Raw genomic sequence first — 22,078 nt, 5'->3', positions numbered from 1 at the left:
GAGGAGACTGCCAGTGAGCACCGAACAGCTGATCATCATCGGATCCGGCCCTGCCGGATACACAGCCGCGATCTACGCCGCAAGGGCCGGGCTGAGCCCGCTGGTCCTGGCCGGATCCGTCACCGCCGGCGGCGCTCTGATGAACACCACCGAGGTGGAGAACTTCCCCGGCTTCCCCACCGGGGTGCAGGGACCGGACCTGATGGAAGGCCTGCAAGCGCAGGCGGAGAAGTTCGGCGCGAAAGTCGTCTTCGACGACGTCACCGACGTGGACCTGACCGGACACCTGAAGCGGGTCACCACCGGTGCCGGTGACATCCATAAAGCGCCTGCGGTGATCCTGGCGACCGGGTCCGCTTACAAGGAGCTCGGCCTGCCCGAGGAGAAGAAGTTCAGCGGGCATGGGGTGTCCTGGTGCGCGACCTGTGACGGGTTCTTCTTCCGCGATCAGGACATCATCGTCGTCGGCGGCGGGGATTCGGCGATGGAGGAAGCGACGTTCCTGACCCGTTTCGCCCGGTCGGTGACCGTGGTGGTGCGCCGTGACGAGTTGCGCGCCTCACGCATCATGGCCCAACGCGCCAAGGACAACCCGAAGATCAGTTTCGCCTGGCACTCCGCGATCACCGCCATCCACGGCGAGACCAAGGTTTCCGGCGTGACCCTGACCGACACCCGCACCGGGGACACCCGGCACCAGGAAGTGACCGGGATCTTCGTCGCGATCGGTCACCTGCCCCGCACCGAGCTCGTCACCGGTCAAATCGACCTCGACGAGGAGGGCTACATCAAGGTGGACTCCCCCACCACCGTCACCAACCTCACCGGAGTCTTCGCCTGCGGTGACGCGGTCGACCATAGGTACCGTCAGGCGATCACAGCCGCCGGCACCGGCTGCGCCGCCGCCCTGGACGCCGAACGGTACCTCGCCGCCTTGGCGGATGCCGACAGCATCGCGACCGCCCTGGTCGAAGCACCCACCCACGCCTAGACACATTCATTGCCCATCCCATTGCTGAAAGAGGACACCATGGATTCGCTGACGAACCTCCCGGTTGCCGTGATCGGTGCCGGACCCATCGGACTGGCCGCCGCCGCCCACCTACTCGAACAAGGCCTGGAGCCGGTCATCTTCGAGTCCGGGCCCACCGCCGGTGCCGCGATTGAGCAGTGGCGACACATCCGACTGTTCTCCCCCTGGCAATACAACATCGACGCGGCTGCTGCGCGGCTACTGGAGGGGACGGGCTGGGAGTTTCCCCGGCCCACGGCCCTGCCCTACGGCGGCGACCTGATCGATGAGTATCTGGCACCTTTGGCCGCCATCCCGGCCATCGGCTCCCGTCTGCACACCGGTGCCCGGGTTGTCGCCGTGACCCGGCAGGGCATGGACAAAACCCACACCAGGAACCGCGAGAACACGCCCTTTTTGGTCCGGGTCGAACACACCACAGGGCAGACCAGCGACCATATGGTGGCAGGGGTCATCGACGCGTCCGGGACCTGGTCGACCCGTAATCCGCTGGGCGTCTCCGGCCTTCCGGCCATCGGCGAAGACGCGGCCGCCAGCCGGGTGTCCTCCCCGTTGCCGGACGTGAAGGACAGGGACCGAAAGTCGTTCGCCGGCCGCCGTGTCCTGGTCGTCGGTGCCGGCCACTCTGCGGCCAATACCCTGATCAGCCTCAGCGAACTGGCCAAGGACGCACCCGACACCCGGATCCTCTGGGCAGTGCGCGGACCGTCCGCAGACAAGGTGTATGGCGGTGGAGACCTCGACGGGCTGCCCGCCCGCGGCCAGCTCGGCTCGCGGCTGCGCCGCCTCGTCGAAGCAGGGACCATCGAACTTCACACCGGCTTCGGCATCAAAGCCCTCCACGACAGCGCGGACAGTGTGACAGTGGAGTCGGTGGACGGCCGCACCGTACTGGCCGACGTCATCGTGCCCTGCACCGGATTCCGGCCCGATCTGGGCATCCTGCAGGAACTGCGCCTGAATCTGGACCCGGCCGTGGACGCACCGCGTGAGCTCGGCCCGCTCATCGACCCGGAATTCCACTCCTGCGGCACCGTCGCCCCGCACGGAGCGAAGCTCCTGTCCCACCCGGAATCCAACTTCTACATTGTCGGGATGAAGTCCTACGGTCGGGCGCCCACTTTTCTCCTGGCCACCGGTTATGAGCAGGTCCGCTCCGTCGCGGCCGCGCTGGCCGGAGACCGGGAAGCCGCGGACACGGTGCACCTGGAACTGCCCGAGACCGGGGTCTGTTCCTCCGACGCCGGCACCAGCTGCGACGCTCCAGCTCCGGCTGCGGCTGCGGCTGCGGAAACCGAGTCTTCCTGCTGCGGGTCCCCGGAACCGGTACTCATCGGCATCCCGACCGGACTTGCCCACGGCCGCTCAGGCGACAACAACTAGACCAGGAGCACGCCATGACTCATTCCTCCCGCGGCCTGGGGTTGCAGGACCATTCCGCGGTCCTGCACCGGATCAGTGAACGCCTCGCAACGCGTTTCACCGGAGTCTTCGCCACCGAAACGGTCGAACGGTACGTCTTCGAGTCCTACACAGCACTAGCCAGGACCGCGACCATTACCACCTATCTGCCGGCCACCACCGAACACTTCACCGCTGACAGGCTCACCGCCCTGGCCACCTCGAAGGGCATCTCGGTGTCCGAGGCCCCGGAAGTATTGTTCGTCTGCGTGCAGAACGCCGGCCGCTCCCAAATGGCGGCGGCGCTCTTGACGGTGGAATCCAAGGGCAGGATCCGCGTCCGTTCCGCCGGGTCCATGCCCGCAGCAGAAGTCGACCCGAACGTGATCACCGTGATGTCCGAAATGGGTTTGGACCTCACCAAGGACTATCCCAAACCGCTGACCGATGATGTCGTGCGCGCCTCCGACGTTGTCATCACCATGGGTTGCGGTGATTCCTGCCCCATCTACACGGGAAAACACTACGAGGACTGGGACCTCCCCGACCCGGCCGGGGAACCCGTCGACAGGGTCCGGGCCATCCGGGACGCTATTCACGAACGGGTCAAGGCCCTCAGCGCTTCTCTCCTGGAAAAGGACCAGTCGCTAGCATGAATCAGACACCCACCACCCCGAGTGTGTTGTTCGTCTGCAGCAAGAACGGAGGCAAATCCCAGATGGCCGCAGCCCTCATGCGCCAGCTCACCCGCGGCGCCGTGACCGTTTACTCCGCCGGAACTAAACCCGGGAAGGCGCTCAACCCGCAGTCCGTGGAATCGCTGCGCGAAATCGGTGCCGATGTTGAAGGGGAATACCCCAAACCCGTCACCAAAGAGGTACTCGAAGCGGTGGACATTGTCATCGTCCTCGGTACCGAAGCCAAGGTCACGGCCCTGCCCGGACAACCGATCGAAGTATGGGAAACCGACGAACCATCACTTCGCGGCATCGAAGGCATGGAACGGATGCGCCTGGTCCGCGACGACATCAAACACCGCGTAGAACAGCTGCACAGCGAACTGACCGCCCACAACTAGCGCATCCGCTCGGAAGCTTCAGTTCTCCGAGACACACCTATCGGACCATCGATGACGGTGGGGCCAGTTAGAGCATGGAGCCCAGATCGGAACCGTTGATGGGTAAAACGGCGGTGGTTGATTTCAGTTGCCGGGTTGTCAGCCCGTGTTTCATGGCGACGCTGATGGTGTTCGCTTGCTCACATAGCCATGTCCGAAGTGGTGAGCGATGAGGATTGGATCGGGGTCCAATACCCGGCACCTCGTGCGCACTCCTAATCTGGCACATGACCCCAACGGCAAGACCAGTGGAACGACTGCAACCTGACCATGCTGCGGACGTCACCTTGCCCTGGGGAAGCTGCACGCGGTGGAAGATGGAGCAGCCTACATCTGCCGACGATGCGGACTATGGTTCGCTCTTCGCCTTCCACGGCGATGATGACCGACTCCTACCGGGATCCCTATTTGGGGCCGTTTTGGTGCGTGCCGGGTGGAGGAGTCACTCAACCCCCGGCACGCACGATTTCAGGCCTGGCTGCTGAGCTTTTGAATGAACTCGTCAGCCTGGGCCAGGTTCCGCGCCATCTTTGCCCGCTGATGTAAGGCTGTTTCCAGGTATCGCGCGAGCGTCTCTGATTGTCCAATGTCTGCGCCGTCTCGGGGCGACAGTAGGCTCAAAATGTCAGCCATCTCCTCGAGTGAGAATCCCAGCGGCTTCATCTGCTTGATGACTGTCAGACGCTCGAAATCTTCCTCCGAGTACACCCGGAATCCACCGTCCGTGCGCGCCGTGGCGGGAAGGAGGCCGACCTCGTCGTAATGCCGAATGGTCCGCAGGGAAAGGCCCGTCCGTTCCGCCAGCTCACCTATATGCATGGTGCTGGTGTCACTGGTGTTCGTCGTCATGAGGGTCCTCCGTCTGGTTCGGATTTAAACTCTACCATTACGTTAGGTTAGGGTTGTGGTGGTCGGGGTTGAGACGCTATGGCTATCCCCACTTTCATGGCGCGGCGCTGCGTCCCTTATTCACTAGCAAAACGAAGCCGCTGACGCGCGTCTTCTCGACCATGAACGGAGCCAGAAATGGCCGTCACGCAAACCGAGCGCCCTCCGGCGTTCACACCTGAACAGCTTCAATCCGTCAGGCTCACCCTGATGTCCCCGCGGCGGCTCAAGACCGAGGTCCTGGCTGGGCTCGTCGTCGCACTCGCTTTGATTCCAGAAGCCATCGCGTTCTCCCTCATCGCCGGCGTGGACCCACGACTTGGCCTGTTCGCCTCCTTCACCATGGCCGTCTCGATCGCCTTCCTCGGCGGCAGGCCCGCGATGATCTCCGCCGCCACCGCAGCAACCGCACTGGTGATCGCACCCCTGGTGAGCAGCCACGGCGTCGACTACTTCATCGCGGCGGTCATCCTCGCCGGCGTCTTCCAGGTGATCCTCGGCATTCTCGGCGTGGCGAAGCTCATGCGCTTCATCCCCCGCTCGGTAATGGTCGGCTTCGTCAACGCCCTCGGCATCCTGATCTTCAGCTCCCAGCTCCCCGAACTCATCGGCGTTCCATGGCTGGTCTATCCGATGGTCGCGGCCGGCCTGGTCATCATCTACCTGCTCCCACGGATCACCAAGGTCGCCCCGGCCCCCTTGGTCGCCATCGTTGTCCTCACCCTCGTAGCTGTCGTGTTCGCAATCAACGTGCCCACCGTGGGAGACAAGGGCGACCTCCCCGAAAGTCTGCCCTCGCTCTTCTTCCCGAACGTTCCGCTGAACCTGGAAACCTTCCAGATCATCGCACCGTTCGCCCTCGGGATGGCTGTTGTCGGCCTCCTCGAGTCCCTGATGACCGCCAAGCTCGTTGATGACATCACCGACACCCGATCCCAGAAGACCCGGGAAAGCTGGGGCCAGGGCGTCGCGAACATCATCACCGGATTCTTCGGCGGCATGGGAGGCTGCGCAATGGTCGGCCAGACCATGATCAACGTCAAGGCTTCCGGAGCACGCACCCGGATCTCGACCTTCCTGGCCGGCGTCTTCGTCCTCATCCTCGCCGTCTCGCTGGGCACAATCGTCGCGCAGATCCCCATGGCCGCCCTGGTCGCTGTGATGATCTTCGTTTCCGTCGCAACCTTCGACTGGCACAGCATCCAGCCTCGCACACTGAAAATGATGCCCAAGAGCGAAACCGTCGTCATGCTCGCCACCGTCATCATCACCGTCGCCACCCACAACCTCGCCATCGGCGTCGGCGCCGGCGTCCTCGTCGCCATGGTGATGTTCGCCCGCCGCGTCGCGCACTTCGTCACCGTCGAACGAACCGTCACGACCATCGGCGACCACGAAACTGCGACCTACGTCGTGGACGGCGAACTGTTCTTCGCCTCCTCGAACGACCTCTACACCCAGTTCGAATACGCGCTGGACCCCGAGCGCGTGATCATTGACATGCACGCCTCCCACCTCTGGGATGCCTCCACTATCGCTGCCTTGGACGCCATCACCGAGAAATACCACCACCACGGTAAAGAAGTGAAGATCATCGGTCTGAACGACGCCAGCGCTCTGATGCGCGAACGCCTCGGCGGCAAACTGAGCGCCGGCCACTAGTTCAGCAACCCAAATAGGAGGCCTCTTCCACTCATTGCGGTAGAGGCCTCCTTCATGCGCACACCGGGCCGGATCCGTGAGCGTCAAATGAATGCCAGGAGGGGGTAACCGGATGCGATCTCCCTTCAGCTGTCAGAACGTTGGAACGCTCTTGAAAGTGCTGGCCCATTCCGCCGTGCGATCTGACATGCTCATTGTTACGTTGCTTCGACCTTAGCGTTGAGTGACTTCTGGTGCGTTGGATTGATTTTGGTGGATTTAGCCCGATCGATTTGTTTGCGTTGACTTGATGCCAGTCGGTACCGGGGTAGGGTCAGGCCTCGTGACCAAATACAGCGCGGTTGAGGTTCCTCTTTCTAACGGGGAACGGGTATACGTCGTCGTTGACTCAGACTTCACGGTGCCCGAGGCGAGCAGGCTCTACTCACTCTGGCTGAGCCAGGCGGGCCGGTCTATCAACACTCAACGGTCTTATCAGACGAAGTTGGCGGTTTTCCTCACGTGGGCGTCTGCTGAAGGGGTGGACTGGCGGAATCTGGCGCTGCTCGATTTGATCAGATACAAGCTGCACCTGCAGACTTCCGCTCCCGGTCAACGTTCCCGGTCGGGAAAGACAGTGAACGTGTATCTTGTCGCGGTCCTGCAGTTCTTGAGGTTCTGCACCCACGAAGGCTTATGCGATGTTGATGTCGATAGAAGATTTTTCGATCAGGCTGGGCTGCGGTCCGCGAACCCACAAGACGGAAGCGGAGATCCCGATCGCGTGCCGCGGTTGAGCCGGATGCTCAAATCGCGGGAGGCGACGAAACGCCCACAGCCGATCAGCGCTGATGAGGAGTCGCGACTGATGGCGTGCGCGACGAATCCGCGCGATGCGCTGCTGGTCCGGTTGATGCTGCACTGCGCGTTACGAGTGGGAGAGGCCCTGGGCCTGCGCCTTGAAGACCTCCACTTTTTGCCGGAGTCGACCCATGCTGGGTGCTTCGAACGCGGTCCGCATGTTCACATTCACCGCAGAATCAATAGCAATGGTGCCCTGGCGAAATCTCGCGAGACTCGCAGCGTTCCAGTGACGGATGAAATGACACAGGCGTACGCCGCCTACCAGGATGAGCGCTACCAGCTCCTCGGCGGGATCTCGGGCGACTACGTCTTCGTGAACCTCTACTCCCGTAATAGCCCACCCGATGAGCCGCTCCGCTATGCCAGCGTCCATGCCATGTTCAGGCGATGGGAAGGAAGGACAACGGTGCGGGTGCGCCCGCACCAGCTCAGGCACACTGCCGCCACCAGGTGGGTTCGGGCAGGACATCCCCTCGATGTGGTCCAGGAACTGTTGGGCCATAGAAGCCTGGACTCGACGCAGGTCTATCTGCACGCGTCTGCGGAGGAGATGAGAGCAGCAGTCGATTCGGTCACCTGCGGACGTAGCGGGAACAATGACAGCTGAGTTCCGGCAGATGCTACTCACAGAGTCTCCCGGCACGGAACCGGGGACGTACCTCGCATTCCTGCGGCAACGCATCAACAGAAGCTGGCGGCCCAGCGAATGGGACGGCAAGCTCTGGCATTTCACCTCGGATCCCGCCAACCCGCTTACAGCCGCCTATCCGTGCAGGGCTGCCGGCTGCCCCGGGTTAGCCAGAGGCAATGGAGCCCTCTGCGTGCCCTGCAAGTCGGCGGCCAGGAGCAGCACGAAAGGCGGGCGCCGCGCAGACCATGGGGCAGATCGGACCTCAAAGGCCGCCGAACGGTGCACCGTCACGGTCAGCGGACAGTCCTGCAGGGCTTTGTCGAGCCACCACGGTCTGTGTTATCACCACTATCACGCCTGGCGGAAACGTCTCACCGCCGCGGGCGGTGACTACCCGCTGGAAAAGTATCAAGCGACAGCTCGGGGCGTGTTCCCACGTGGCCAGCAGTGCGCCGTGCCGGGATGCCGGACCGAGGAATGGCGTTTTGAGAAGGCACTGTGTCTCGGCCACCGTTTCCAATGGAAACGGCTCAAAAGCCAAGGCATCACTCTGGAGGAATTCATCGCCGTCCCGCGTCCCATCGGCCGGCAGTGGTCCACCACCGAATTCTCGCTGGTCGATCTTCCACCAATTCTTCGGCATGAGTTCCTCCTGACTCTGCAACAACGTGACCAGGAGGGCTACCGGCTGGATCCCTGGGTGCTTCGGCGCTGCATCACCATCGCCTTGGAGAATGGGGCACGAACAATGGAGAAGCTTCACCAGATCATGCTGGCGAGCACGACGAATCAGCAGCTGCAAAAGGGTTTCACGAACTACGCACGGATGTGGTCGGCCCGCTGGCGGTACCAGCACACCGGAACCGATGCGAGGAAAGACGATGTCTGGGACGCCGCGGTGCTCATGCTCCGGGCGCAGTCCGGCAGCGACACCATCTGCTCGAAAGGCACCCTGGACTTCCGCCCCGTCCGCATCCACTGGCTACGCGAAGCGGCGAAGGAATACGCCGCCGTCTTCGAACTGCCAGCCGACAAAATCCGCGACCTTATCCGGTCCTGCAGCATCGCCTCAGACGCACTACTACGACGCCCATATGGAACCACCCCAGATCGGTTGGGCAGGGCTGACGCGAAAGCGGCATTCCACGCCTACTCCACGCTAACCACCCACGATGGGGCTACCCGCTCGGAACGATACAGATACGAACATTTCCACCGATTCCGTCGGCTCCTGCACGAAGGACGCGAGCTGAACGCCCTTCAACGCTTGGCCCCAACGTTCCGGTTTCTCGCCACCGACACCATCTCCAGCGGCCGCAAGCGCAGCACGGTCAACAAATCCATTCCGGACGAGGTCATCAAGGTACTGGACGAGAACCTGCACCTGTTCACCGTCGCCGAAGATCACCCCTACACCAATGGTCGTCCAGCCGAACTCTATAACCACATGCATCAAACCATCTATCAACTACTGCGGGACCTAGGCCGGCGCCCCTCTGAGATTCTCGGGCTCAAACGCGATGCGCTGCAGCATTACGATGACGCGCGGCCATTCATCCGCTACGACGCCCCAAAGACCGGCGACATCGGTCTGGAACTACCCATCCATCACTCCACGGCAAACATCATCACAGCATGGCTTGACCGTCTCAACGCAGTCACGGACATAGAACCACGCGCTGCTGACCTAATGTTTCCCTCGCTCTCAGGGTTTGGGCCAGCGGCACGTAAACCTATAACGATCAGCGGGTATCACACCGTTTATTGGCGGTGGATCGAGCGCATAAAGGACCTGCCCGGCCACATCCAGGGTGCAGGCGGCGTTGCCGAAGCGTTCGATCGTTCCCGGCTGCGCCTCTACTCATGGCGGCACACCTACGCTCAGAGGCTTTCCGACAACAACGCGGCCCCGGACGTCATTCAGGAACTGATGAACCATAAGAGGTTCGAAACGTCCGCCGGCTACATTCGCATCAACCGGCAACGCAAAGCCGATGCCATCCGCATCGTCGATAGAACCACCATTGACCGCCACGGCGCCACGCAACCCCCGCACAGCTACCCCGCGTACACTCGTGGGTCCGTAGCCACACCATTGGGGCTCTGCACCGAGCCATCCAACGTCAAAGCAGGCGGGCAAGCGTGTCCTGCACGCAGCAAATGCGGTGGATGCACCTACTTCCGCGCCAACGTATCCCACCTACCCTTGATCGACGCTCACATCGTCGCTCTCACGACCGACCTGGAACTCGCCCGACCCATCGCCGATACCTGGGTACTCGAGAGCCTCACCGCCGAGCTGAACTCCTACCGCAAAATGAGGCGACTGCTCGCCGACACCAAGACCAAACTCTCTCCAACAGAGCAAAGCGAGATCGACCGGGCAGCCGAACTTCTCCAAGCTCTTTCCACCGCGCCAGCCCAGGACCCGCTTGCCGCAGTTCCACGCAAGCTCCTGCCACTGACGCCAAAGGAAGCATGAACGTCCACAACAACGAGACATCGAGTAAGTCTGCCCTTCGGACAGCACGGCTCATCGCAGCCAAGAGGACCGACGGCCAACGGCGGCGTGAAGCAGTATTCAAAGCTATAGCGGCGCATACGAAGGCAGGACGGTCGATTACGGTCTCGGGCATCGCCCGGTCCGCTGGAGTGAGCACCTGGCTGATCTATAACGTGCCGGACCTCCTCGAGGCCGTCCGTAGCGCTGCAGCGCATAGCCACGCGAAGGAGGACGCTGGTAGAAAATCGACCGGCTCTGCGCCCACCATGAACGGCCTGCGCAACGAAGTCGTGATGCTCAGCGCCAGGCTCACAAGAACCGCCGCGGAAAGGGATCAGCTGAAGAAAGCACTGAGAAAGAAGATCGGTGAGCAGCTTGAGCTCGAAACCCAAGGTGAACTCAAAACCCGCATCGGGCTACTTGAACGGTCCCTCGAACGAGCCCGCGTGGACCTCGAAGAATCCCAAACTCGCAGCAGTCTCTTACGAGACGACCTTGAAGACGCGCAGGATGAGCTGCGGGCGGCCAGGAGAATCAACCAAATGCTCATGAGAGAGAACTCTCAAGAGAGGTCCGTCGTACCTCTCAGATAAACCAGCTAGGGGGGCTACTTTTCGTCCCCTTCCTGCGAGTTCAACTCCCGTATCGAGGCAGCGGCGCGCTCATAAGCATCCGAAATATACTCCTCAAGCTTAGAAGCCTCAACTCTCCACTGACCCCGGCCACCCACCTGAATCGCTGGCAATTCGCCAGAACGAACGATCGCATAAGTCTGGGACGAAGAAATGTTCAAAACTTCCCCAACATCCGCCAGAGTCAGGAAGCGCTTCTCCGCCATCGTGCCCCTCCCTCATCACAAACATGCTCGACACGCCCTATCGAAACCCACGATACTCACCCTCACCAAAAGACCGACAAGCAACGCTTGCGCAGGTCAGGAGCAGGTTGACTCGACAAACCGGCTCAAGAACTTGAGATAACCGCGGCCGCCCACCTGAATGGCAACAAGATCACCGGAGCGCACCAAAGCGCGCGCCTGCGACATGGAGATGCTGAGCTCCTCACAGACGTCATCAAGCTTCAGGAAACGCGGTCCGGTCATGTCAAAAACCCTACCGGGCAGGACTGCCACCGTTGTGGAGGCGGTCATTTCGTTGCGTTGGGATGATGAGTGTGGACGTCGATGAGGATGACGCTCCTGCCGTCCACGTAGAACCAGATCCGGGCTCCATTCGACAGCTCGTATTGCCGTCGGCGATGGCCCTTGCCCTGGTGGTCACAAACTCAAGGTCTCCTTTCATCCCGTGACAGGTCGTGTCATCAGTCAAGGGGTCGGTTGTCAGTCGCTCCCAGGCCGTGACGACTACGTTGCGCTGTGTCGCTACTACGTCCCGCCAGCCCTTCTGCGCGTTGGACGTGCCGAAGACGATCTCGTACTCGTTCTTGCGCAGAGGTCGCGAAACAGCTTCCCGCTTCGGGCTCAAGCGCCTGCCCCGGGGTGTGGGACCGATTCGGCTTCGTCGAGCCAATCGAGTTCGGCGTCTGGGGTGACACCGGACGCAACTGCTTCAGCTGTGGCCTTCCACTCGGCCAGGACGACAAACAGCCGGTCGAAGTTGTTGATGGAGACGCAGGCCCGCGTAGTTTCCACGATCTCTGCGGCGAATTGTTCACGCTGTCTGATCGGCAGGAAACCGAGCCAGGGGAAGGGCGCCAGGAGACGCTCGGGGAAGCTGAGGCCGCCAGGTGCCAACGAAGCGGCAGCGAGATTCGCCACCACGCCAAAGGCTGCGTGCTCACGCTCGATCATGCGAGAAGGAAGTAGTGTCAGCGGCTCACCGTCACGGCGTGAGATCGTCACCGGCCCCTCGTCAGCGCTGCGGAACACCTGTGCTGGGTTACGCGAGAGGTCCGAAGAGGTCGCGTGACGGCTAACGGTAGGAACACTCATGTCCCCAATTATTCTGAATACGTTCAGAATAAGCAAGAACCAGGCGGGCCTGCGGAAGCGACTCAGCGAACGAGGCGGATGATCTCGACCGGCGTGCCGACGATTTCGTGGGTGTCCGATTCGCCGTCTGGGGCGAAGCCGTTACGTGCGTAGAAAGCTCGTGCCCGGGGGTTGTCAGCCGCCATCCATAGGTAGGCGGGATCCGTGCCGACACCCGCCTCCAGCAGTCCCTGCCCTGCTCCTGTTCCATGGTGGCTTGCCAGAACGTAGAGCCCTACCAGCTCAGTGGGCCGCGGACCATCATCGCGCCCGTGACCAACAGACATCCACCCGACGATCTGACCGCAGTCCAGTGCCACCCAGACTTCCGTCGCGCCTTCGCTGATGATGTCGGCCCAGCGTTGGGCCCTTCGCTCGACGTTCAGGGCTGCCAGGGCCTCGGCAGGGGCTAGGTGGGCGTACGCTTCCTGCCAGGACTGGACGTGGACTTTGGCTATTCCAGGTGCGTCATCGGCCTGGGCTCGGCGGACTTCTACCTCGTTCATCCGCCCAACCTACCGGTCCGAGTCGTAGGAGTGATCACAACGGATGCTCACGGTTTCCGATCGTACGGTGAAGATTTCGAGCCATGACGATTCGGGGCCAGGCATCAAGTCCAATAGCAGCCTCCCGCTCGCGAAGGGCGCGGATACCAGGACTCCACGCCGGGGGCGGGACAACGTCGAAGCCGAGACGTGCGTAATATGGCGCGTTCCACGGGACGTTCGCGTAGGTGGTCAGTGTCAGGCTGTGCAATCCCTTCTCAGCTTCAGCCCATGCCTCTGCGGCATCGATTAGGTCACGGCCTCTCCCCTGCCGTGCATACGTGGGGTGAACCGATACCTGCTCGATGTGAGCTGAGCCGTCCAACAGGCCAAGCAGGAGGAACGCAACCGGCAGGCCTGCATCCTCCGTGTGGACGAAGGCTCGTCCTGCATGCTGGTAATCCTGCAGGCTCGCGAGAGGTGCGGGGTCAGACTCTGCGACTAAGTCCATGCCTATTGTGCGAAATGCTTGGTCCGCCGCAGATTCGATCTCGCGCAACAGCTCAAGCTCATCCATCCTCGCGAGGCGCATCATTCTCCCATTCAAGCAAAGCGACAGAGCCTATTCCCGCCACCAGCGGTCAACTGGAGAGATGAACTCCAGATCCCGGTCACGGAACTCCTTGTCGATGGCGTCGGCGAGGCATTCCTTCTGTTCGGTCGTGAGCTGCGTCCAGGTGTGACGGCTGATATACAACGACAGGGACGCAAGCGTCTCCTGTTGCAGGGCTGCCTTCGTCTTCAGCGGAGTCTCGGGTGCGAAGCCGTAGATCGTGCGCATGACTTCGTTGACTGCGTCGATGGCTTCCTGCCCGGCACCGGATTCCTTGAGTTCGTCGAGCTTCTCCTGGGCGATGCTGGCGTGCTCCAGCTGGGCTGCGACCTGCGTGCGGTGGATGAACGGGGCGAACGCTCCAGCAATCTCCTTGTCGCTTGGGACAGTGTTCATGCGGGAGCCGGTCATGCGGCGGCTTCCTCTGTCGTTTCGGTCGTGGCAGGGGCGGCAACACGTGCCGTGCGGTGCTTTTCGATGACCAGGGTGGACCCGGCAAGGAGCAGCGCCAGCAAGCTTAGGCCGTTGAAGGCCGGGGTGCTGACACCGATGACGAGTGCTGCGAGAAGCAGAAGGACCTGGGCTACGCGGTAAGGGTTCATGTCCTACATGTGTGCGGGCATTTTGAATATCCTCACCGGGAAGACCCGTACCGCCCTCCGCACACATGGGATCCATGACATCCCACGCCCTTTCCCAGAGTGTCCACCCAATTCAGGCTGGCGGCAGTGCCAGCACCCTTCCTCCGGTGGGAGAGGCACTCCAGTACGTCAACCCTGAAGGCATCAGAGTTATTGCAGTCCACGACAGAGACGGCATGTGGGGTGTCATCAAGGTGTCTCCGCGCGGGGCAGTCACCCACTGGAACTGGGATGCGGACCTGCTGATGGCCGATATGAACGGCGCGTTGGAATGCACTGTTATCCCGGCGGCCGCCTGAGAGCACTCGATCGGCAAGATATTTCCGATTCTGGCGTTTCCCTGCTCAGGGAGTTCTCGCAAACGTCGAATCGGCAATATATTGCTGTTTGCATGCCGATTCGGACCACTAAACCCGGCGAACAGGTTAGAAGCAGGCCTCTTTGTGGGTGAGGACGAGCCTCATGGATGTGTCGGCCGTGAAGGTTCGGAAGCCGTCCGTGTAGGAGACGCGCATCGCTTGAGCTGAGCCGTCCGTGTCACCGGGCAGGGAGAGTGTGAGGACGATATTGGCGCTCTCCCCCGGACCCAGATCGAGCTCGCCGAGCTTGGTTCGTCGTTCCCAGGCTGCGACGTGTAGCGGATGATCGTATTCCGTAGTGGTCGATCCAAGTACTGCCTGAGAGTCTCTGTCGGATACTTCGTCGATGACCATGCCATAGCTGTCCTCGATGGTCAGCCCGACCGGGTCGACGAGTTCCACACCGGTGATGGTCAGCGGCCTGGCACCATCGTTGGCCACTACATCGCCGATGGCAGCGAACCCCTGGTCCGGTGCTGGCGTGCATAGCTCGGAAGGGTCCCCTCCGCTGCGCATCGGACCTTCGGCACTTGCCCACAGCCAGAGGCCAGCCACAACGGCCAGGCTCGCCGCCGATACGCCGATAATCGATTTCCGCGCACTCCGCACTGGAGTCATGCTGCTTCCCCGTATTCGTCTGAGACTGCCCCGCTGATAGAGGCTGAGCACACTGTACGGTCATTCGGCGTCCGCCGATAGAGGTGAGGCTTCAGGACCCGACGGACAGCGTCACCATTCAGGCTGATCAGCCAGATACCCAGGAGGACCGGGAATCCGGTCATGCTTTCATCCCGCCTGCTGGTCGTGGATCTTCCCGCACGCGGCCGGCAGAGCCTCACGGATGGCATTCCAGCCATGCTCACCGACACCGGCGCCGAGGAGCTTCTCAGTGACCTCCGGAAGGACCGGGATGATGAGCTCGGTCAGCACTGTCCGGTCGACGGCACCGGCCTGGCGGATGAGTTTGATGGTGTCCGGGTTGTCGTCTCCGGATTACCCCGCGCGCTCCTCCGGCAGCCGCAATCACACGCTGATGCGACCCAGTCGACAGCTTGCTAGGCTCCAGCTATGGCCGGTGAATATTCAAGATTTCATACAAGGTACTTCGGCCGCTTGGGTGTTGAGGTGGGACTTTTTGTAGCAGTGGATCATCTTCGAAGAGCAGGTGATCTCGCCGACAAGGAAGTGGAACTGTATCTCGACGTAGACGATTGGTTCAGATCTGAACTGCCAAACCCTCCCTTCTACGAAGACGGGAACAAGATCGGTGCAGTGACCTGGTTCAAAGATCCACTTCCTGCCGAGATGGTCGATCGAGTTGCTGAACTCTGTGGGATATTGCAGAGCCACAAAGTCGATTATCAGCATTCACGATCAGCAGACCCGGGCAGAATCGTGTACGAAGACCCATTCCAGGTTGGGGTCGTACCTTACAGCCGTGAGTCACCCACTCCGCTTCCTGAGGGGGTGGTGCTGGGACCGACCAGCGCCGGTTCCAAACGCTCCTTCAATTAGCCACCCCAGACTCGGCACGAGGCAGTTTCCGAACTGGCCAGCTTGTCTATAGGGAACATCTCGGCGAGCCCTCAAGGTAGATGGTGATGGAGAGCCGCCAGGCCCGCTTCTCCTTGCTCGGTGCGACGTCCTTCAACCTGAGAGCCCCATCAGCTGAGAAGACCTCTCCGAAGGCGCTTCCGGCATCGGGGCCGTTCCGCAGCGACATCATCAGCATCGCTTCCTTGGGGCTCTTGTAGCCGAGCACCCGGGTCCACGCCGCGTGCCGCTCGTCCCACTCCTCCTGGGAGATGTATTCGGGCTTGTCGAAGCTGCCCCTGTAGAAGTACGGCTCCACCTCCGGCATACCTACGAATGCCAGCTGCAATTCTTCGGCGTCAACAAATGGCAGCAGGAGATGCCGGTCGGTGTAGGCGTCGTACCCGATGGCCAGTTCGAACCGGTGCGGGTCGTAATACCGGGACGACGGGTCGAGCTTCTCCTGGTCCTCCAACCAGTTCAGGACAGCCTGCACGTGCGGAGCCTCTGGGCGTGGCTCGTTCTTCAGGTCTGCGTTGTCGACGAGGCCGACGGCGTTGTCCGCCAGCCGTGCCGCATCCAGCTCATCGCGGATCGGATCCAGGACGGTCCGCAACCGGGCGATGAAAGCGAAGACATCGGTGCCTGCAGCGAGGCGGCAGCCGTGGTGAAGTTTTGTGCTCATGCCTGCACATGTGTGCGGAGCGAACGATCATCGGCTCCGACCGTATTTGCGCGTCGCCGCACATCTACTGGTGGCTGGACCTCGGCCATGAACGGCTGAAGGAGCTGACATGAAACCCCTCGACTGGGTGCGCACCGCTGGACGGCTTCTGCGTTCAACGGCAGGAGCGTTCGACATTTCATCCATTGTGGTGGGCGTCGTCCTGGTGGGGATCCTCACCGGGGGCGTCCTGGTAAGCGTTGGCACCCTCATCCCCTACGCCCAGGATTCGGCAGCCAAGCAGGACCTGTACGCCCTGCGGACCGCGGCGGGTGTGACCCTGTCCACCGGCTCCGGCAGGTACGTTCCGCTGTCGGAAATGACGGACGCTGGGCTTCTGGCGGAAAGCACCAGCCTCGCGGCCCAGCCGGACATAACCGGCGCCTGCTATGTGGCGATCTCCCGGTCTGCCTCCGGTGACCCGTTCTACCTCACGGACACGAGCACCGACGCGAAGCCCCTGACTGACAGCAACCAGCCCGGCTGCCTGGAGGCTGATGCGGTGACGGCTCTGTCCAGTAGCATCGGCGCACCGCTGCCGGCCCGCTACTCTTCGGACATGGGGATGCCCACATTCGACTTCAACGGCCACGAATTCATGAAGCGCGACTACGACACCTGGAATCCGGCGCTCGGGGTGGGACCGCACTTCACCGGGGAATGGTACTCATCCCTGGTCACCGAGAACCCTGACGGGTCACTGGATTTGAAGATGTACAACCCGTCCGGGAACTACCCGATGGGCGCCCAGATCATCTCCAAGAAGGCCTACGGGTACGGCACTTACCAGATCACCGTGGAGGGTGACTTCGCGAACTTCGACCCGAACCTCGTCTTCGGTTCGCTGTTCACCTACGACTGGACTGACGGACCAAGCGGCGGGCACAACGAAATCAACGCCGGCGAGTTCTCCAACTGGAACGGCAACGGCGTCGAGGCACTGCTCAACTTCTTCAAGGACACCGGTGGTGACCCGGTCATCGCCAAGGGGGTCCTCTGGCCAGCCGGCGTCACCCAGGCCACCGTCCGGATGACGTGGGAGGAAGACTCGATTGTTTGGGACGTCTTCCAGGGCGCCGACACGACCGGACCGGTGATCGCTCACGCCGAGGAAACGGAGGACATCCCGGTTCCGGCCAACGAACAGGTGAACATCAACCTGTGGGTCAAAGACCGCGGGCTGGCGGCCTATCCTGCACTGAACGTGCCGACCACCATTGTTACGATCCGCGACTTCACCTACACCCGGTAAGGATCAGGCTGCTTCGAACCTGGCTTATGAGCTGGACCTGCTGCAGTCCGAGTCAGAGTAGACCTCAATGACGCGAGTTGGGGCGTCTGGGTAGCCGGCCGCCTCTAGCTCGGCTCGCACGTCAGCCCTAACCGCTTCAACGTAGGCATCGCCTTCGAGCTTGTGTGCCGGGATCTGCCCGTCACCTGACTTCGACTCATGCAGGATCTCTTTCCACTCTTCGAGCTCAGACGTGGAAACGACAGAGTTGGATAGCGCCTGGTCAGCGACGTCAGATGCTTCCACGGGCACCTCGTCGGACAACGGCTCAAGCCACCATCGCGCAGTACATTCTCCGCCTTGAACGGAGAAAGCTTCCTCCCGGTCCGGCGTCCCATATGTACTACCGCACGCTGTCAGGCCGCAAAGTAAACCGAGGGCGGCAACCCACTTTGCTACATGTTTCCCCATGCGGAAATCTTACTGGTAGCGACTGTCGAGCATCAGGTGGTAGAGGTCAGGCGGCTTCCTGCCAATCCAACGCAACCGTTAGCGGTCGGGGAGCCGGCCGCCGAAGGTCGCTCTCCCACGCAAGATCGACCCGCTCATGGGCCCTGGCTTCCAGTGCCCGAAGCGACGGCGTGGTGCGAAGCTTCTCGAAGCCGTGCATGTCGTAGAAGTCCCGCCGTGCGGCGATCGACGCGTTGATCTCGTCCCAGTCGAGGATCCGCTGCTCAAAGATGGCGGCGCTGATCCGGTTCACCCGGCGCTGGCGGTCCTCAATGAGTTCGAGCTGCTCCTCGGGGTGGCCCGAGTAGCCTCCGGCACGGAAGGTGCGCTGGGCCTCAGCGAGCTGGGCTTTGGCTTTGCGCAGCTCGCGCTGGGTGCGGGCCTCAGCCCGTCGAAGGGACCGCCGGGCGCTGGTGCTGGATTGGAGTGACTGAAGGATTCTCATGCCACCACATGTGTGCGGAGGTGGTGTTCCAGCTGCCCGGTGAGCTACAGGATGCACGCCACACACATGGCGGCCATGAGAATCCTCGCCGTGAACCGCAAGCTGACCACCGAGACCGACGTCGCCTTCCTCTTCGACACGCATGCACAGATCCGTGCCGCTTGGAGGTGGCTGATTGAGAACGACCGGCTCCACAGCTTCTCCTACCGGCCAAAGAGTGAAGGCCCTGACCTCAACCGGCTCTTCCTGGAGCAGTACCTGATCGACTACCGGCTGACCAAAGTGTTCGTCCCACTCGAAACAACGACCATCGTCGAACTGGTCCAGAATTTCTACGGCGCTGATTTGGACCGGACCATCTACAACGTCGTCAACGCAGACCTCGCCGTCACAGCCGCCGCCACAGACGCGGGGCCCCGTAATGCGTAAGACAGAGCCGAAGCACTTCACCGGCAAAGGCAACAGCCTCATCCACATCGCGCATGAGCCGGTTGCGGAGGCTGCCCGTAAGACCCACAAGTTCAATCTGGCTGTGATCGATGGAGCCGATTTTGATTCGTCCCATATCCAGTCCCTCACGCACCGCGGGATTTACACCATCAGTGAGAGGGACTATGAGCGCAGGGATGATGAGGGCTCAGCAATTTTCCTGTATCACTTCGAGTTCCACAACGTCATCCTGTTGGAGAGCTCCGGGGGGGGGAGTTGACCTACTCCGGCTGGTTGACAAGCGTCCGCTGCCATGACGACGGTGAGCCGCCCAAGGACGGCGGGAACTATCAGTGGCTGCCGCCGCACTCCGAACAATTCACGCTGCTACTGCCGTGCAAGGTGCGTATCGAGGTGCATCCGAAACGGTAGGCTCACCACAACGTCAACCATCTGGGGGAATCCATGCCTGTCCATCTTGCCGAACTCGCACTGAGCGTTGCCCGCTGCCCGGAAGTCCCCCTGGCCGCGGAAGACCCAACGCACCCGTGCCACAAGGTCGTGCATTCTCAAGACCAGTACGAGGGCCCGTTCCAGGTGCCCGAGGCATGGGCCGGCAAGCTTGAGACCGCCAAGGTGGTCTTCCTGTCATCGAACCCCGCTATCAGCGCCGGAGTGCCGGACGCGCCGGCACCCTACAAGCGGCTGGCCGAGATGTACCCAACCGCCGACTGGGAGGACGAGCGGGTCGCCGATTTCATGCTGAACCGCTTCGACGGCCAGCAGGAGAAATGGGTGAACGAGAAGCTGCAGCACCTGAAAGTGGACGGGGAATCCCGCGGACGAGTGGAAGGATACTGGTCCTGGGTCAAGCAGCAGACCGAGGCATTGGTAGGCTCCGACCGCCCCTGGTACGAGCACGTCGCCATGACCGAGATCGTCCACTGCAAGTCCGGCAGCGAGGACGGCGTCAAGCAGGCAGCCGACCACTGCAGCTCCATGCACATGGACCGGATCCTCACGGCGACACCGGCGAACCTGATCATCGTCGTGGGCATTCAGGCCCGTGACCGGCTCCTGCGGGCCTACCCGGAGGTCGCCCTGCAATTCCCGCGCTTCGGCCAGGACGACAAAACCACGGGTCGTGTCGACCCGAGCCAGAGCGTCATCGAGATGAACCTCGGCGGCAAGCCGCGGACCGTCTGCTACCTCTGGCACAACAGCGCCCACCCCCCGAAGGTGAAGGACATGGCCGCCATGTATCCGGAGGACTTCCCCCGACTGCAGGCCGCTGCCATGGCGTCAGGGGCAGCCTGACGGATGCGGGTCGTCTCGTGGAACTGTGCGATGGGCTTTGCCAAGAAGCGGCACCTCGTCGAAGCCCTGAACCCGGACATCGCGATTCTGCCCGAAGTCTCAATGAAGGCCATCACCGAGTCGGATGTGCCGTTCAAGACGTGGGTGGGGTCCAACCCGAACAAGGGCCTCGGCGTACTCGGCTTCACGGACCGCACCTATGCCGAACACGAGGCAGGAACGCTTCTGCCGTGGCATCTCCCGTTCAGCGTGGACGGCCTGAACGTCATCGCGCTCTGGGCTCATGTCCGTACGCGTGAGCTGCGCTACGTGCGGGTCACCCACGAGATCGTCGACCGGCATGCCGAGTTCCTCCGCTCTGCTCCATCGCTGCTGATCGGTGACTTCAACAGCAACACCGCTTGGGACAAGGGACACCCGGGCCGGACGCACTCGATGCTGGTCGACAAGCTGGCGGGCATGGGCCTGCATAGTGTCTACCACCGCCAGGAGGACGTCGCGCACGGCTCAGAAGAAGTGAAGACGTACTTCCACACCAAGAAGCTTCACTTCGGGCACCACATCGACTACGCCTTCCTCAGCGGTGCCGCAGCTTCACTCGAGATCGGCCGGCAGGAGGACTGGCTACCCTACAGCGACCACATGCCGCTGATCCTCGACATCGATGCTGCCACTGTCTAGGAAGCCTTTGGTGTGGTTCTCGGCGATGACCTTCTCGGTCTTCGGTGTGGAGACTGTCCATGTGCCAGGACAGGTCTTGCATTTGATTGTTCCCATATCCGCCCCAAAGTAATCCTGCTGTGATGCAGTTGATAACAGCATCTGGCACTGACAGTTGAGCCGTCAACCGCCTTCGTCCAGACGTGAGACTTACTTGCGGCAAGGAGGGTGGCGACTTCCACCTGCAACCCGTCATTTCACTCCTGGATGTGGCCGCCCATGCACCAGACAGCCTGACCGACGAGAAGACGGAGGAGTTCATGAGGCGGTTCCTCGACATCGAACAGGTGCTCGAGACGGAAGCACGACGCAGCGAGGGTGGTCAGGACTACTAGCTTGCCGAGTCCGGGTGCTCGTCCTTGGCGTAGCGCCAGAGGGCGACGTCCATGATCCTGAGACGGGAGATATGCGGGACACCGGCCTTCGCGCCGATCCGGTCGAGCCGTTCGCCCAGACCTGGGTCGTCCTGGAATACCTGGAACCACTTCTCCCATTGCAGGGCTGAGTTCTGGAGGCCCATTTGGGGCCCGACCTCGGAATCGTAGATCGGGATGAGCGCTGAGCGCTTTCGGGCCATGAGCTTGCTGGCCGTCGTCGGTCCGATACCCCATGGGTCGCCGTGTGAGCGCAGGACATCCCAGAGTTCCTGGGCGGCGCTGCCTGGTCCTAAGTGTCGATCGAAGCCTGCACGATTCAGGTCCGTGAAGTCCAGTCCAACGGGCAATGCGGCCAGGAGCCCGCGGATCTCGTTCGCCTTTTCCTGAAGACCAACAGCGGCATCGGCCGGCACGAAAACGGACAGCATCGATACCGCTACAAAGTCATCACTAGTCAACTCATTGGCCGTAGCGCCATCCCCGCCACCAGCCCAGGTGTCGAAGTAGGCGCCGGTGTAGTACTTACGACCAGACTTCCCCGGGTCGTGGAAGTAGCCCTGCACGTAATCGACAGCCTGGTCGAACCCAGCTTCGATGAGAATGGGGTGGTTCACGGTCATGAGCCG

General features: G+C 61.8%; 30 protein-coding genes. 17 read left to right on the top strand and 13 right to left on the bottom strand.

All coding sequences use genetic code 11. The features are described from left to right. The first annotated feature begins 13 nt into the window (after positions 1 to 13). From trxB to ASH00_RS14875, 4 genes are read left to right on the top strand one after another with little or no spacing between them, the layout of a single operon-like run. On the top strand, positions 14 to 991 hold the full coding sequence (trxB, locus tag ASH00_RS14890; RefSeq protein WP_056549851.1) for a thioredoxin-disulfide reductase: 978 nt from the start codon (positions 14 to 16) through the stop codon (positions 989 to 991). A gap of 39 nt (positions 992 to 1,030) precedes the next feature. Further along, positions 1,031 to 2,416, top strand: coding sequence for an FAD-dependent oxidoreductase (locus ASH00_RS14885; protein WP_056549849.1), 1,386 nt, complete (start codon positions 1,031 to 1,033; stop codon positions 2,414 to 2,416). A gap of 14 nt (positions 2,417 to 2,430) precedes the next feature. Continuing rightward, positions 2,431 to 3,090: an arsenate reductase ArsC gene (locus tag ASH00_RS14880; RefSeq protein WP_056549848.1), complete on the top strand. Its 660-nt coding sequence runs from the start codon at positions 2,431 to 2,433 to the stop codon at positions 3,088 to 3,090. After that, positions 3,087 to 3,512, top strand: a complete 426-nt coding sequence (locus ASH00_RS14875) for an arsenate-mycothiol transferase ArsC (protein WP_056549846.1) — start codon at positions 3,087 to 3,089, stop codon at positions 3,510 to 3,512. The genes ASH00_RS14880 and ASH00_RS14875 overlap by 4 nt, the downstream gene beginning before the upstream one ends. 507 nt (positions 3,513 to 4,019) lie before the next feature. Here the strand turns inward: ASH00_RS14875 and ASH00_RS14870 are convergent. Next, complete coding sequence (locus ASH00_RS14870) at positions 4,020 to 4,400, bottom strand: helix-turn-helix domain-containing protein (protein ID WP_056549844.1); 381 nt, start codon at positions 4,398 to 4,400, stop codon at positions 4,020 to 4,022. 177 nt (positions 4,401 to 4,577) lie between these two features. Here ASH00_RS14870 and ASH00_RS14865 point away from each other — a divergent pair, with 177 nt between their 5' ends. From ASH00_RS14865 to ASH00_RS14850, 4 genes are all read left to right on the top strand, one after another. Then, positions 4,578 to 6,101, top strand: coding sequence for a SulP family inorganic anion transporter (locus ASH00_RS14865; RefSeq protein ID WP_056549842.1), 1,524 nt, complete (start codon positions 4,578 to 4,580; stop codon positions 6,099 to 6,101). 322 nt (positions 6,102 to 6,423) lie between these two features. Next, a complete protein-coding gene (locus ASH00_RS14860; RefSeq protein ID WP_162252866.1) occupies positions 6,424 to 7,551 on the top strand; it encodes a tyrosine-type recombinase/integrase in 1,128 nt (375 codons plus the stop codon). A gap of 478 nt (positions 7,552 to 8,029) precedes the next feature. Beyond that, the gene (locus tag ASH00_RS14855; RefSeq protein WP_162252865.1) at positions 8,030 to 10,057 is read left to right on the top strand and encodes a tyrosine-type recombinase/integrase; all 2,028 of its coding nucleotides are present in this window, start codon (positions 8,030 to 8,032) and stop codon (positions 10,055 to 10,057) included. Continuing rightward, positions 10,054 to 10,671 (top strand): hypothetical protein, encoded by a 618-nt coding sequence (locus ASH00_RS14850; RefSeq protein WP_056549837.1) that lies wholly within the window; start codon positions 10,054 to 10,056, stop codon positions 10,669 to 10,671. Before ASH00_RS14855 ends, ASH00_RS14850 begins: the two co-directional genes overlap by 4 nt. 14 nt (positions 10,672 to 10,685) lie before the next feature. Here the strand turns inward: ASH00_RS14850 and ASH00_RS14845 are convergent, their stop codons facing one another. The 7 genes from ASH00_RS14845 to ASH00_RS14815 form a co-directional block, all read right to left on the bottom strand. Continuing rightward, complete coding sequence (locus ASH00_RS14845; RefSeq protein ID WP_056549835.1) at positions 10,686 to 10,916, bottom strand: helix-turn-helix domain-containing protein; 231 nt, start codon at positions 10,914 to 10,916, stop codon at positions 10,686 to 10,688. Between the two features lie 96 nt (positions 10,917 to 11,012). After that, positions 11,013 to 11,180 (bottom strand): helix-turn-helix domain-containing protein, encoded by a 168-nt coding sequence (locus ASH00_RS16825; protein ID WP_162252864.1) that lies wholly within the window; start codon positions 11,178 to 11,180, stop codon positions 11,013 to 11,015. 378 nt (positions 11,181 to 11,558) lie between these two features. Further along, positions 11,559 to 12,029, bottom strand: coding sequence for a hypothetical protein (locus ASH00_RS14835; protein WP_056549830.1), 471 nt, complete (start codon positions 12,027 to 12,029; stop codon positions 11,559 to 11,561). Between the two features lie 62 nt (positions 12,030 to 12,091). Continuing rightward, positions 12,092 to 12,574 (bottom strand): GNAT family N-acetyltransferase, encoded by a 483-nt coding sequence (locus ASH00_RS14830; RefSeq protein WP_056549828.1) that lies wholly within the window; start codon positions 12,572 to 12,574, stop codon positions 12,092 to 12,094. 34 nt (positions 12,575 to 12,608) lie between these two features. Further along, positions 12,609 to 13,064: a GNAT family N-acetyltransferase gene (locus tag ASH00_RS14825; protein ID WP_235563336.1), complete on the bottom strand. Its 456-nt coding sequence runs from the start codon at positions 13,062 to 13,064 to the stop codon at positions 12,609 to 12,611. Between the two features lie 111 nt (positions 13,065 to 13,175). Further along, entirely contained in the window at positions 13,176 to 13,577 is a 402-nt protein-coding gene (locus ASH00_RS14820; RefSeq protein ID WP_056549823.1) for a hypothetical protein, read from the bottom strand. Beyond that, positions 13,574 to 13,768: a hypothetical protein gene (locus tag ASH00_RS14815; RefSeq protein ID WP_056549821.1), complete on the bottom strand. Its 195-nt coding sequence runs from the start codon at positions 13,766 to 13,768 to the stop codon at positions 13,574 to 13,576. The genes ASH00_RS14820 and ASH00_RS14815 overlap by 4 nt, the downstream gene beginning before the upstream one ends. A gap of 74 nt (positions 13,769 to 13,842) precedes the next feature. Between ASH00_RS14815 and ASH00_RS14810 the strand changes: the two genes are divergently transcribed. Beyond that, positions 13,843 to 14,106, top strand: coding sequence for a hypothetical protein (locus ASH00_RS14810; RefSeq protein ID WP_157359166.1), 264 nt, complete (start codon positions 13,843 to 13,845; stop codon positions 14,104 to 14,106). A gap of 126 nt (positions 14,107 to 14,232) precedes the next feature. Here ASH00_RS14810 and ASH00_RS14805 read toward each other — a convergent pair whose 3' ends face one another. Continuing rightward, on the bottom strand, positions 14,233 to 14,784 hold the full coding sequence (locus ASH00_RS14805; protein WP_056549818.1) for a hypothetical protein: 552 nt from the start codon (positions 14,782 to 14,784) through the stop codon (positions 14,233 to 14,235). Positions 14,785 to 14,946: 162 nt separating this feature from the next. On the opposite strand from ASH00_RS14805, the gene ASH00_RS14800 reads away from it, so the two are divergent. Both ASH00_RS14800 and ASH00_RS16765 read left to right on the top strand, forming a co-directional pair. Continuing rightward, entirely contained in the window at positions 14,947 to 15,225 is a 279-nt protein-coding gene (locus tag ASH00_RS14800; protein ID WP_056549816.1) for a hypothetical protein, read from the top strand. A 9-nt stretch (positions 15,226 to 15,234) separates the two neighbouring features. Next, positions 15,235 to 15,681, top strand: coding sequence for a hypothetical protein (locus tag ASH00_RS16765; protein WP_157359165.1), 447 nt, complete (start codon positions 15,235 to 15,237; stop codon positions 15,679 to 15,681). Positions 15,682 to 15,727: 46 nt separating this feature from the next. Here the strand turns inward: ASH00_RS16765 and ASH00_RS14790 are convergent, their stop codons facing one another. Continuing rightward, complete coding sequence (locus tag ASH00_RS14790) at positions 15,728 to 16,384, bottom strand: hypothetical protein (RefSeq protein ID WP_056549812.1); 657 nt, start codon at positions 16,382 to 16,384, stop codon at positions 15,728 to 15,730. Positions 16,385 to 16,493: 109 nt separating this feature from the next. Between ASH00_RS14790 and ASH00_RS14785 the strand changes: the two genes are divergently transcribed. Beyond that, entirely contained in the window at positions 16,494 to 17,675 is a 1,182-nt protein-coding gene (locus tag ASH00_RS14785) for a hypothetical protein (RefSeq protein WP_056549810.1), read from the top strand. Between the two features lie 24 nt (positions 17,676 to 17,699). On the opposite strand, the gene ASH00_RS14780 is transcribed toward ASH00_RS14785, so the two are convergent. Together ASH00_RS14780 and ASH00_RS14775 are read right to left on the bottom strand one after the other, a co-directional pair. After that, positions 17,700 to 17,960 carry a hypothetical protein gene (locus tag ASH00_RS14780; protein ID WP_157359164.1) on the bottom strand — a complete coding sequence of 87 codons (261 nt, stop codon included), beginning with the start codon at positions 17,958 to 17,960 and terminating at the stop codon, positions 17,700 to 17,702. Positions 17,961 to 18,171: 211 nt separating this feature from the next. Next, the gene (locus tag ASH00_RS14775; RefSeq protein WP_056549807.1) at positions 18,172 to 18,609 is read right to left on the bottom strand and encodes a hypothetical protein; all 438 of its coding nucleotides are present in this window, start codon (positions 18,607 to 18,609) and stop codon (positions 18,172 to 18,174) included. Positions 18,610 to 18,675: 66 nt separating this feature from the next. On the opposite strand from ASH00_RS14775, the gene ASH00_RS14770 reads away from it, so the two are divergent. The 5 genes from ASH00_RS14770 (at position 18,676) to ASH00_RS14745 (ending at position 21,410) form a co-directional block, all read left to right on the top strand. Then, a complete protein-coding gene (locus tag ASH00_RS14770) occupies positions 18,676 to 19,038 on the top strand; it encodes a hypothetical protein (RefSeq protein ID WP_056549805.1) in 363 nt (120 codons plus the stop codon). Next, positions 19,031 to 19,318 carry a hypothetical protein gene (locus ASH00_RS14765; protein ID WP_056549803.1) on the top strand — a complete coding sequence of 96 codons (288 nt, stop codon included), beginning with the start codon at positions 19,031 to 19,033 and terminating at the stop codon, positions 19,316 to 19,318. The genes ASH00_RS14770 and ASH00_RS14765 overlap by 8 nt, the downstream gene beginning before the upstream one ends. Positions 19,319 to 19,503: 185 nt before the next feature. Further along, the gene (locus tag ASH00_RS14755; RefSeq protein WP_157359163.1) at positions 19,504 to 20,355 is read left to right on the top strand and encodes a hypothetical protein; all 852 of its coding nucleotides are present in this window, start codon (positions 19,504 to 19,506) and stop codon (positions 20,353 to 20,355) included. Between the two features lie 3 nt (positions 20,356 to 20,358). Then, entirely contained in the window at positions 20,359 to 21,036 is a 678-nt protein-coding gene (locus tag ASH00_RS14750) for an endonuclease/exonuclease/phosphatase family protein (protein WP_327019706.1), read from the top strand. Between the two features lie 182 nt (positions 21,037 to 21,218). Continuing rightward, positions 21,219 to 21,410: a hypothetical protein gene (locus ASH00_RS14745; protein WP_056549796.1), complete on the top strand. Its 192-nt coding sequence runs from the start codon at positions 21,219 to 21,221 to the stop codon at positions 21,408 to 21,410. Here the strand turns inward: ASH00_RS14745 and ASH00_RS14740 are convergent. Then, positions 21,407 to 22,072, bottom strand: a complete 666-nt coding sequence (locus ASH00_RS14740; RefSeq protein WP_056549793.1) for a DUF6308 family protein — start codon at positions 22,070 to 22,072, stop codon at positions 21,407 to 21,409. The two genes, ASH00_RS14745 and ASH00_RS14740, sit on opposite strands and share 4 nt — an antisense overlap. Positions 22,073 to 22,078: the final 6 nt, after the last annotated feature.

This window comes from Arthrobacter sp. Soil782, from assembly GCF_001428435.1.
Lineage (GTDB): Bacteria > Actinomycetota > Actinomycetes > Actinomycetales > Micrococcaceae > Arthrobacter_D > Arthrobacter_D parietis.
Note: the sequence above shows the minus strand (reverse complement) of the source record. Positions and strands in the feature narration are given on the sequence as shown.

Bases quoted from the DNA above. Each gene is read 5' to 3' on its own strand.
- ASH00_RS14775 (WP_056549807.1), bottom strand. From the start codon at position 18,609: ATGAGAATCCTTCAGTCACTCCAATCCAGCACCAGCGCCCGGCGGTCC.
- ASH00_RS14765 (WP_056549803.1), top strand. From the start codon at position 19,031: ATGCGTAAGACAGAGCCGAAGCACTTCACCGGCAAAGGCAACAGCCTC.
- ASH00_RS14830 (WP_056549828.1), bottom strand. From the start codon at position 12,574: ATGAACGAGGTAGAAGTCCGCCGAGCCCAGGCCGATGACGCACCTGGA.
- ASH00_RS14870 (WP_056549844.1), bottom strand. From the start codon at position 4,400: ATGACGACGAACACCAGTGACACCAGCACCATGCATATAGGTGAGCTG.
- ASH00_RS14785 (WP_056549810.1), top strand. From the start codon at position 16,494: ATGAAACCCCTCGACTGGGTGCGCACCGCTGGACGGCTTCTGCGTTCA.
- ASH00_RS14740 (WP_056549793.1), bottom strand. From the start codon at position 22,072: ATGACCGTGAACCACCCCATTCTCATCGAAGCTGGGTTCGACCAGGCT.
- ASH00_RS16825 (WP_162252864.1), bottom strand. From the start codon at position 11,180: ATGACCGGACCGCGTTTCCTGAAGCTTGATGACGTCTGTGAGGAGCTC.
- ASH00_RS14790 (WP_056549812.1), bottom strand. From the start codon at position 16,384: ATGAGCACAAAACTTCACCACGGCTGCCGCCTCGCTGCAGGCACCGAT.
- ASH00_RS14755 (WP_157359163.1), top strand. From the start codon at position 19,504: ATGCCTGTCCATCTTGCCGAACTCGCACTGAGCGTTGCCCGCTGCCCG.
- ASH00_RS14835 (WP_056549830.1), bottom strand. From the start codon at position 12,029: ATGAGTGTTCCTACCGTTAGCCGTCACGCGACCTCTTCGGACCTCTCG.
- ASH00_RS14770 (WP_056549805.1), top strand. From the start codon at position 18,676: ATGGCGGCCATGAGAATCCTCGCCGTGAACCGCAAGCTGACCACCGAG.
- ASH00_RS16765 (WP_157359165.1), top strand. From the start codon at position 15,235: ATGGCCGGTGAATATTCAAGATTTCATACAAGGTACTTCGGCCGCTTG.
- ASH00_RS14875 (WP_056549846.1), top strand. From the start codon at position 3,087: ATGAATCAGACACCCACCACCCCGAGTGTGTTGTTCGTCTGCAGCAAG.
- ASH00_RS14825 (WP_235563336.1), bottom strand. From the start codon at position 13,064: ATGGACTTAGTCGCAGAGTCTGACCCCGCACCTCTCGCGAGCCTGCAG.
- ASH00_RS14845 (WP_056549835.1), bottom strand. From the start codon at position 10,916: ATGGCGGAGAAGCGCTTCCTGACTCTGGCGGATGTTGGGGAAGTTTTG.
- ASH00_RS14880 (WP_056549848.1), top strand. From the start codon at position 2,431: ATGACTCATTCCTCCCGCGGCCTGGGGTTGCAGGACCATTCCGCGGTC.
- ASH00_RS14810 (WP_157359166.1), top strand. From the start codon at position 13,843: ATGACATCCCACGCCCTTTCCCAGAGTGTCCACCCAATTCAGGCTGGC.
- ASH00_RS14820 (WP_056549823.1), bottom strand. From the start codon at position 13,577: ATGACCGGCTCCCGCATGAACACTGTCCCAAGCGACAAGGAGATTGCT.
- ASH00_RS14885 (WP_056549849.1), top strand. From the start codon at position 1,031: ATGGATTCGCTGACGAACCTCCCGGTTGCCGTGATCGGTGCCGGACCC.
- ASH00_RS14815 (WP_056549821.1), bottom strand. From the start codon at position 13,768: ATGAACCCTTACCGCGTAGCCCAGGTCCTTCTGCTTCTCGCAGCACTC.
- ASH00_RS14750 (WP_327019706.1), top strand. From the start codon at position 20,359: ATGCGGGTCGTCTCGTGGAACTGTGCGATGGGCTTTGCCAAGAAGCGG.
- ASH00_RS14805 (WP_056549818.1), bottom strand. From the start codon at position 14,784: ATGACTCCAGTGCGGAGTGCGCGGAAATCGATTATCGGCGTATCGGCG.
- ASH00_RS14850 (WP_056549837.1), top strand. From the start codon at position 10,054: ATGAACGTCCACAACAACGAGACATCGAGTAAGTCTGCCCTTCGGACA.
- ASH00_RS14865 (WP_056549842.1), top strand. From the start codon at position 4,578: ATGGCCGTCACGCAAACCGAGCGCCCTCCGGCGTTCACACCTGAACAG.
- ASH00_RS14800 (WP_056549816.1), top strand. From the start codon at position 14,947: ATGCTTTCATCCCGCCTGCTGGTCGTGGATCTTCCCGCACGCGGCCGG.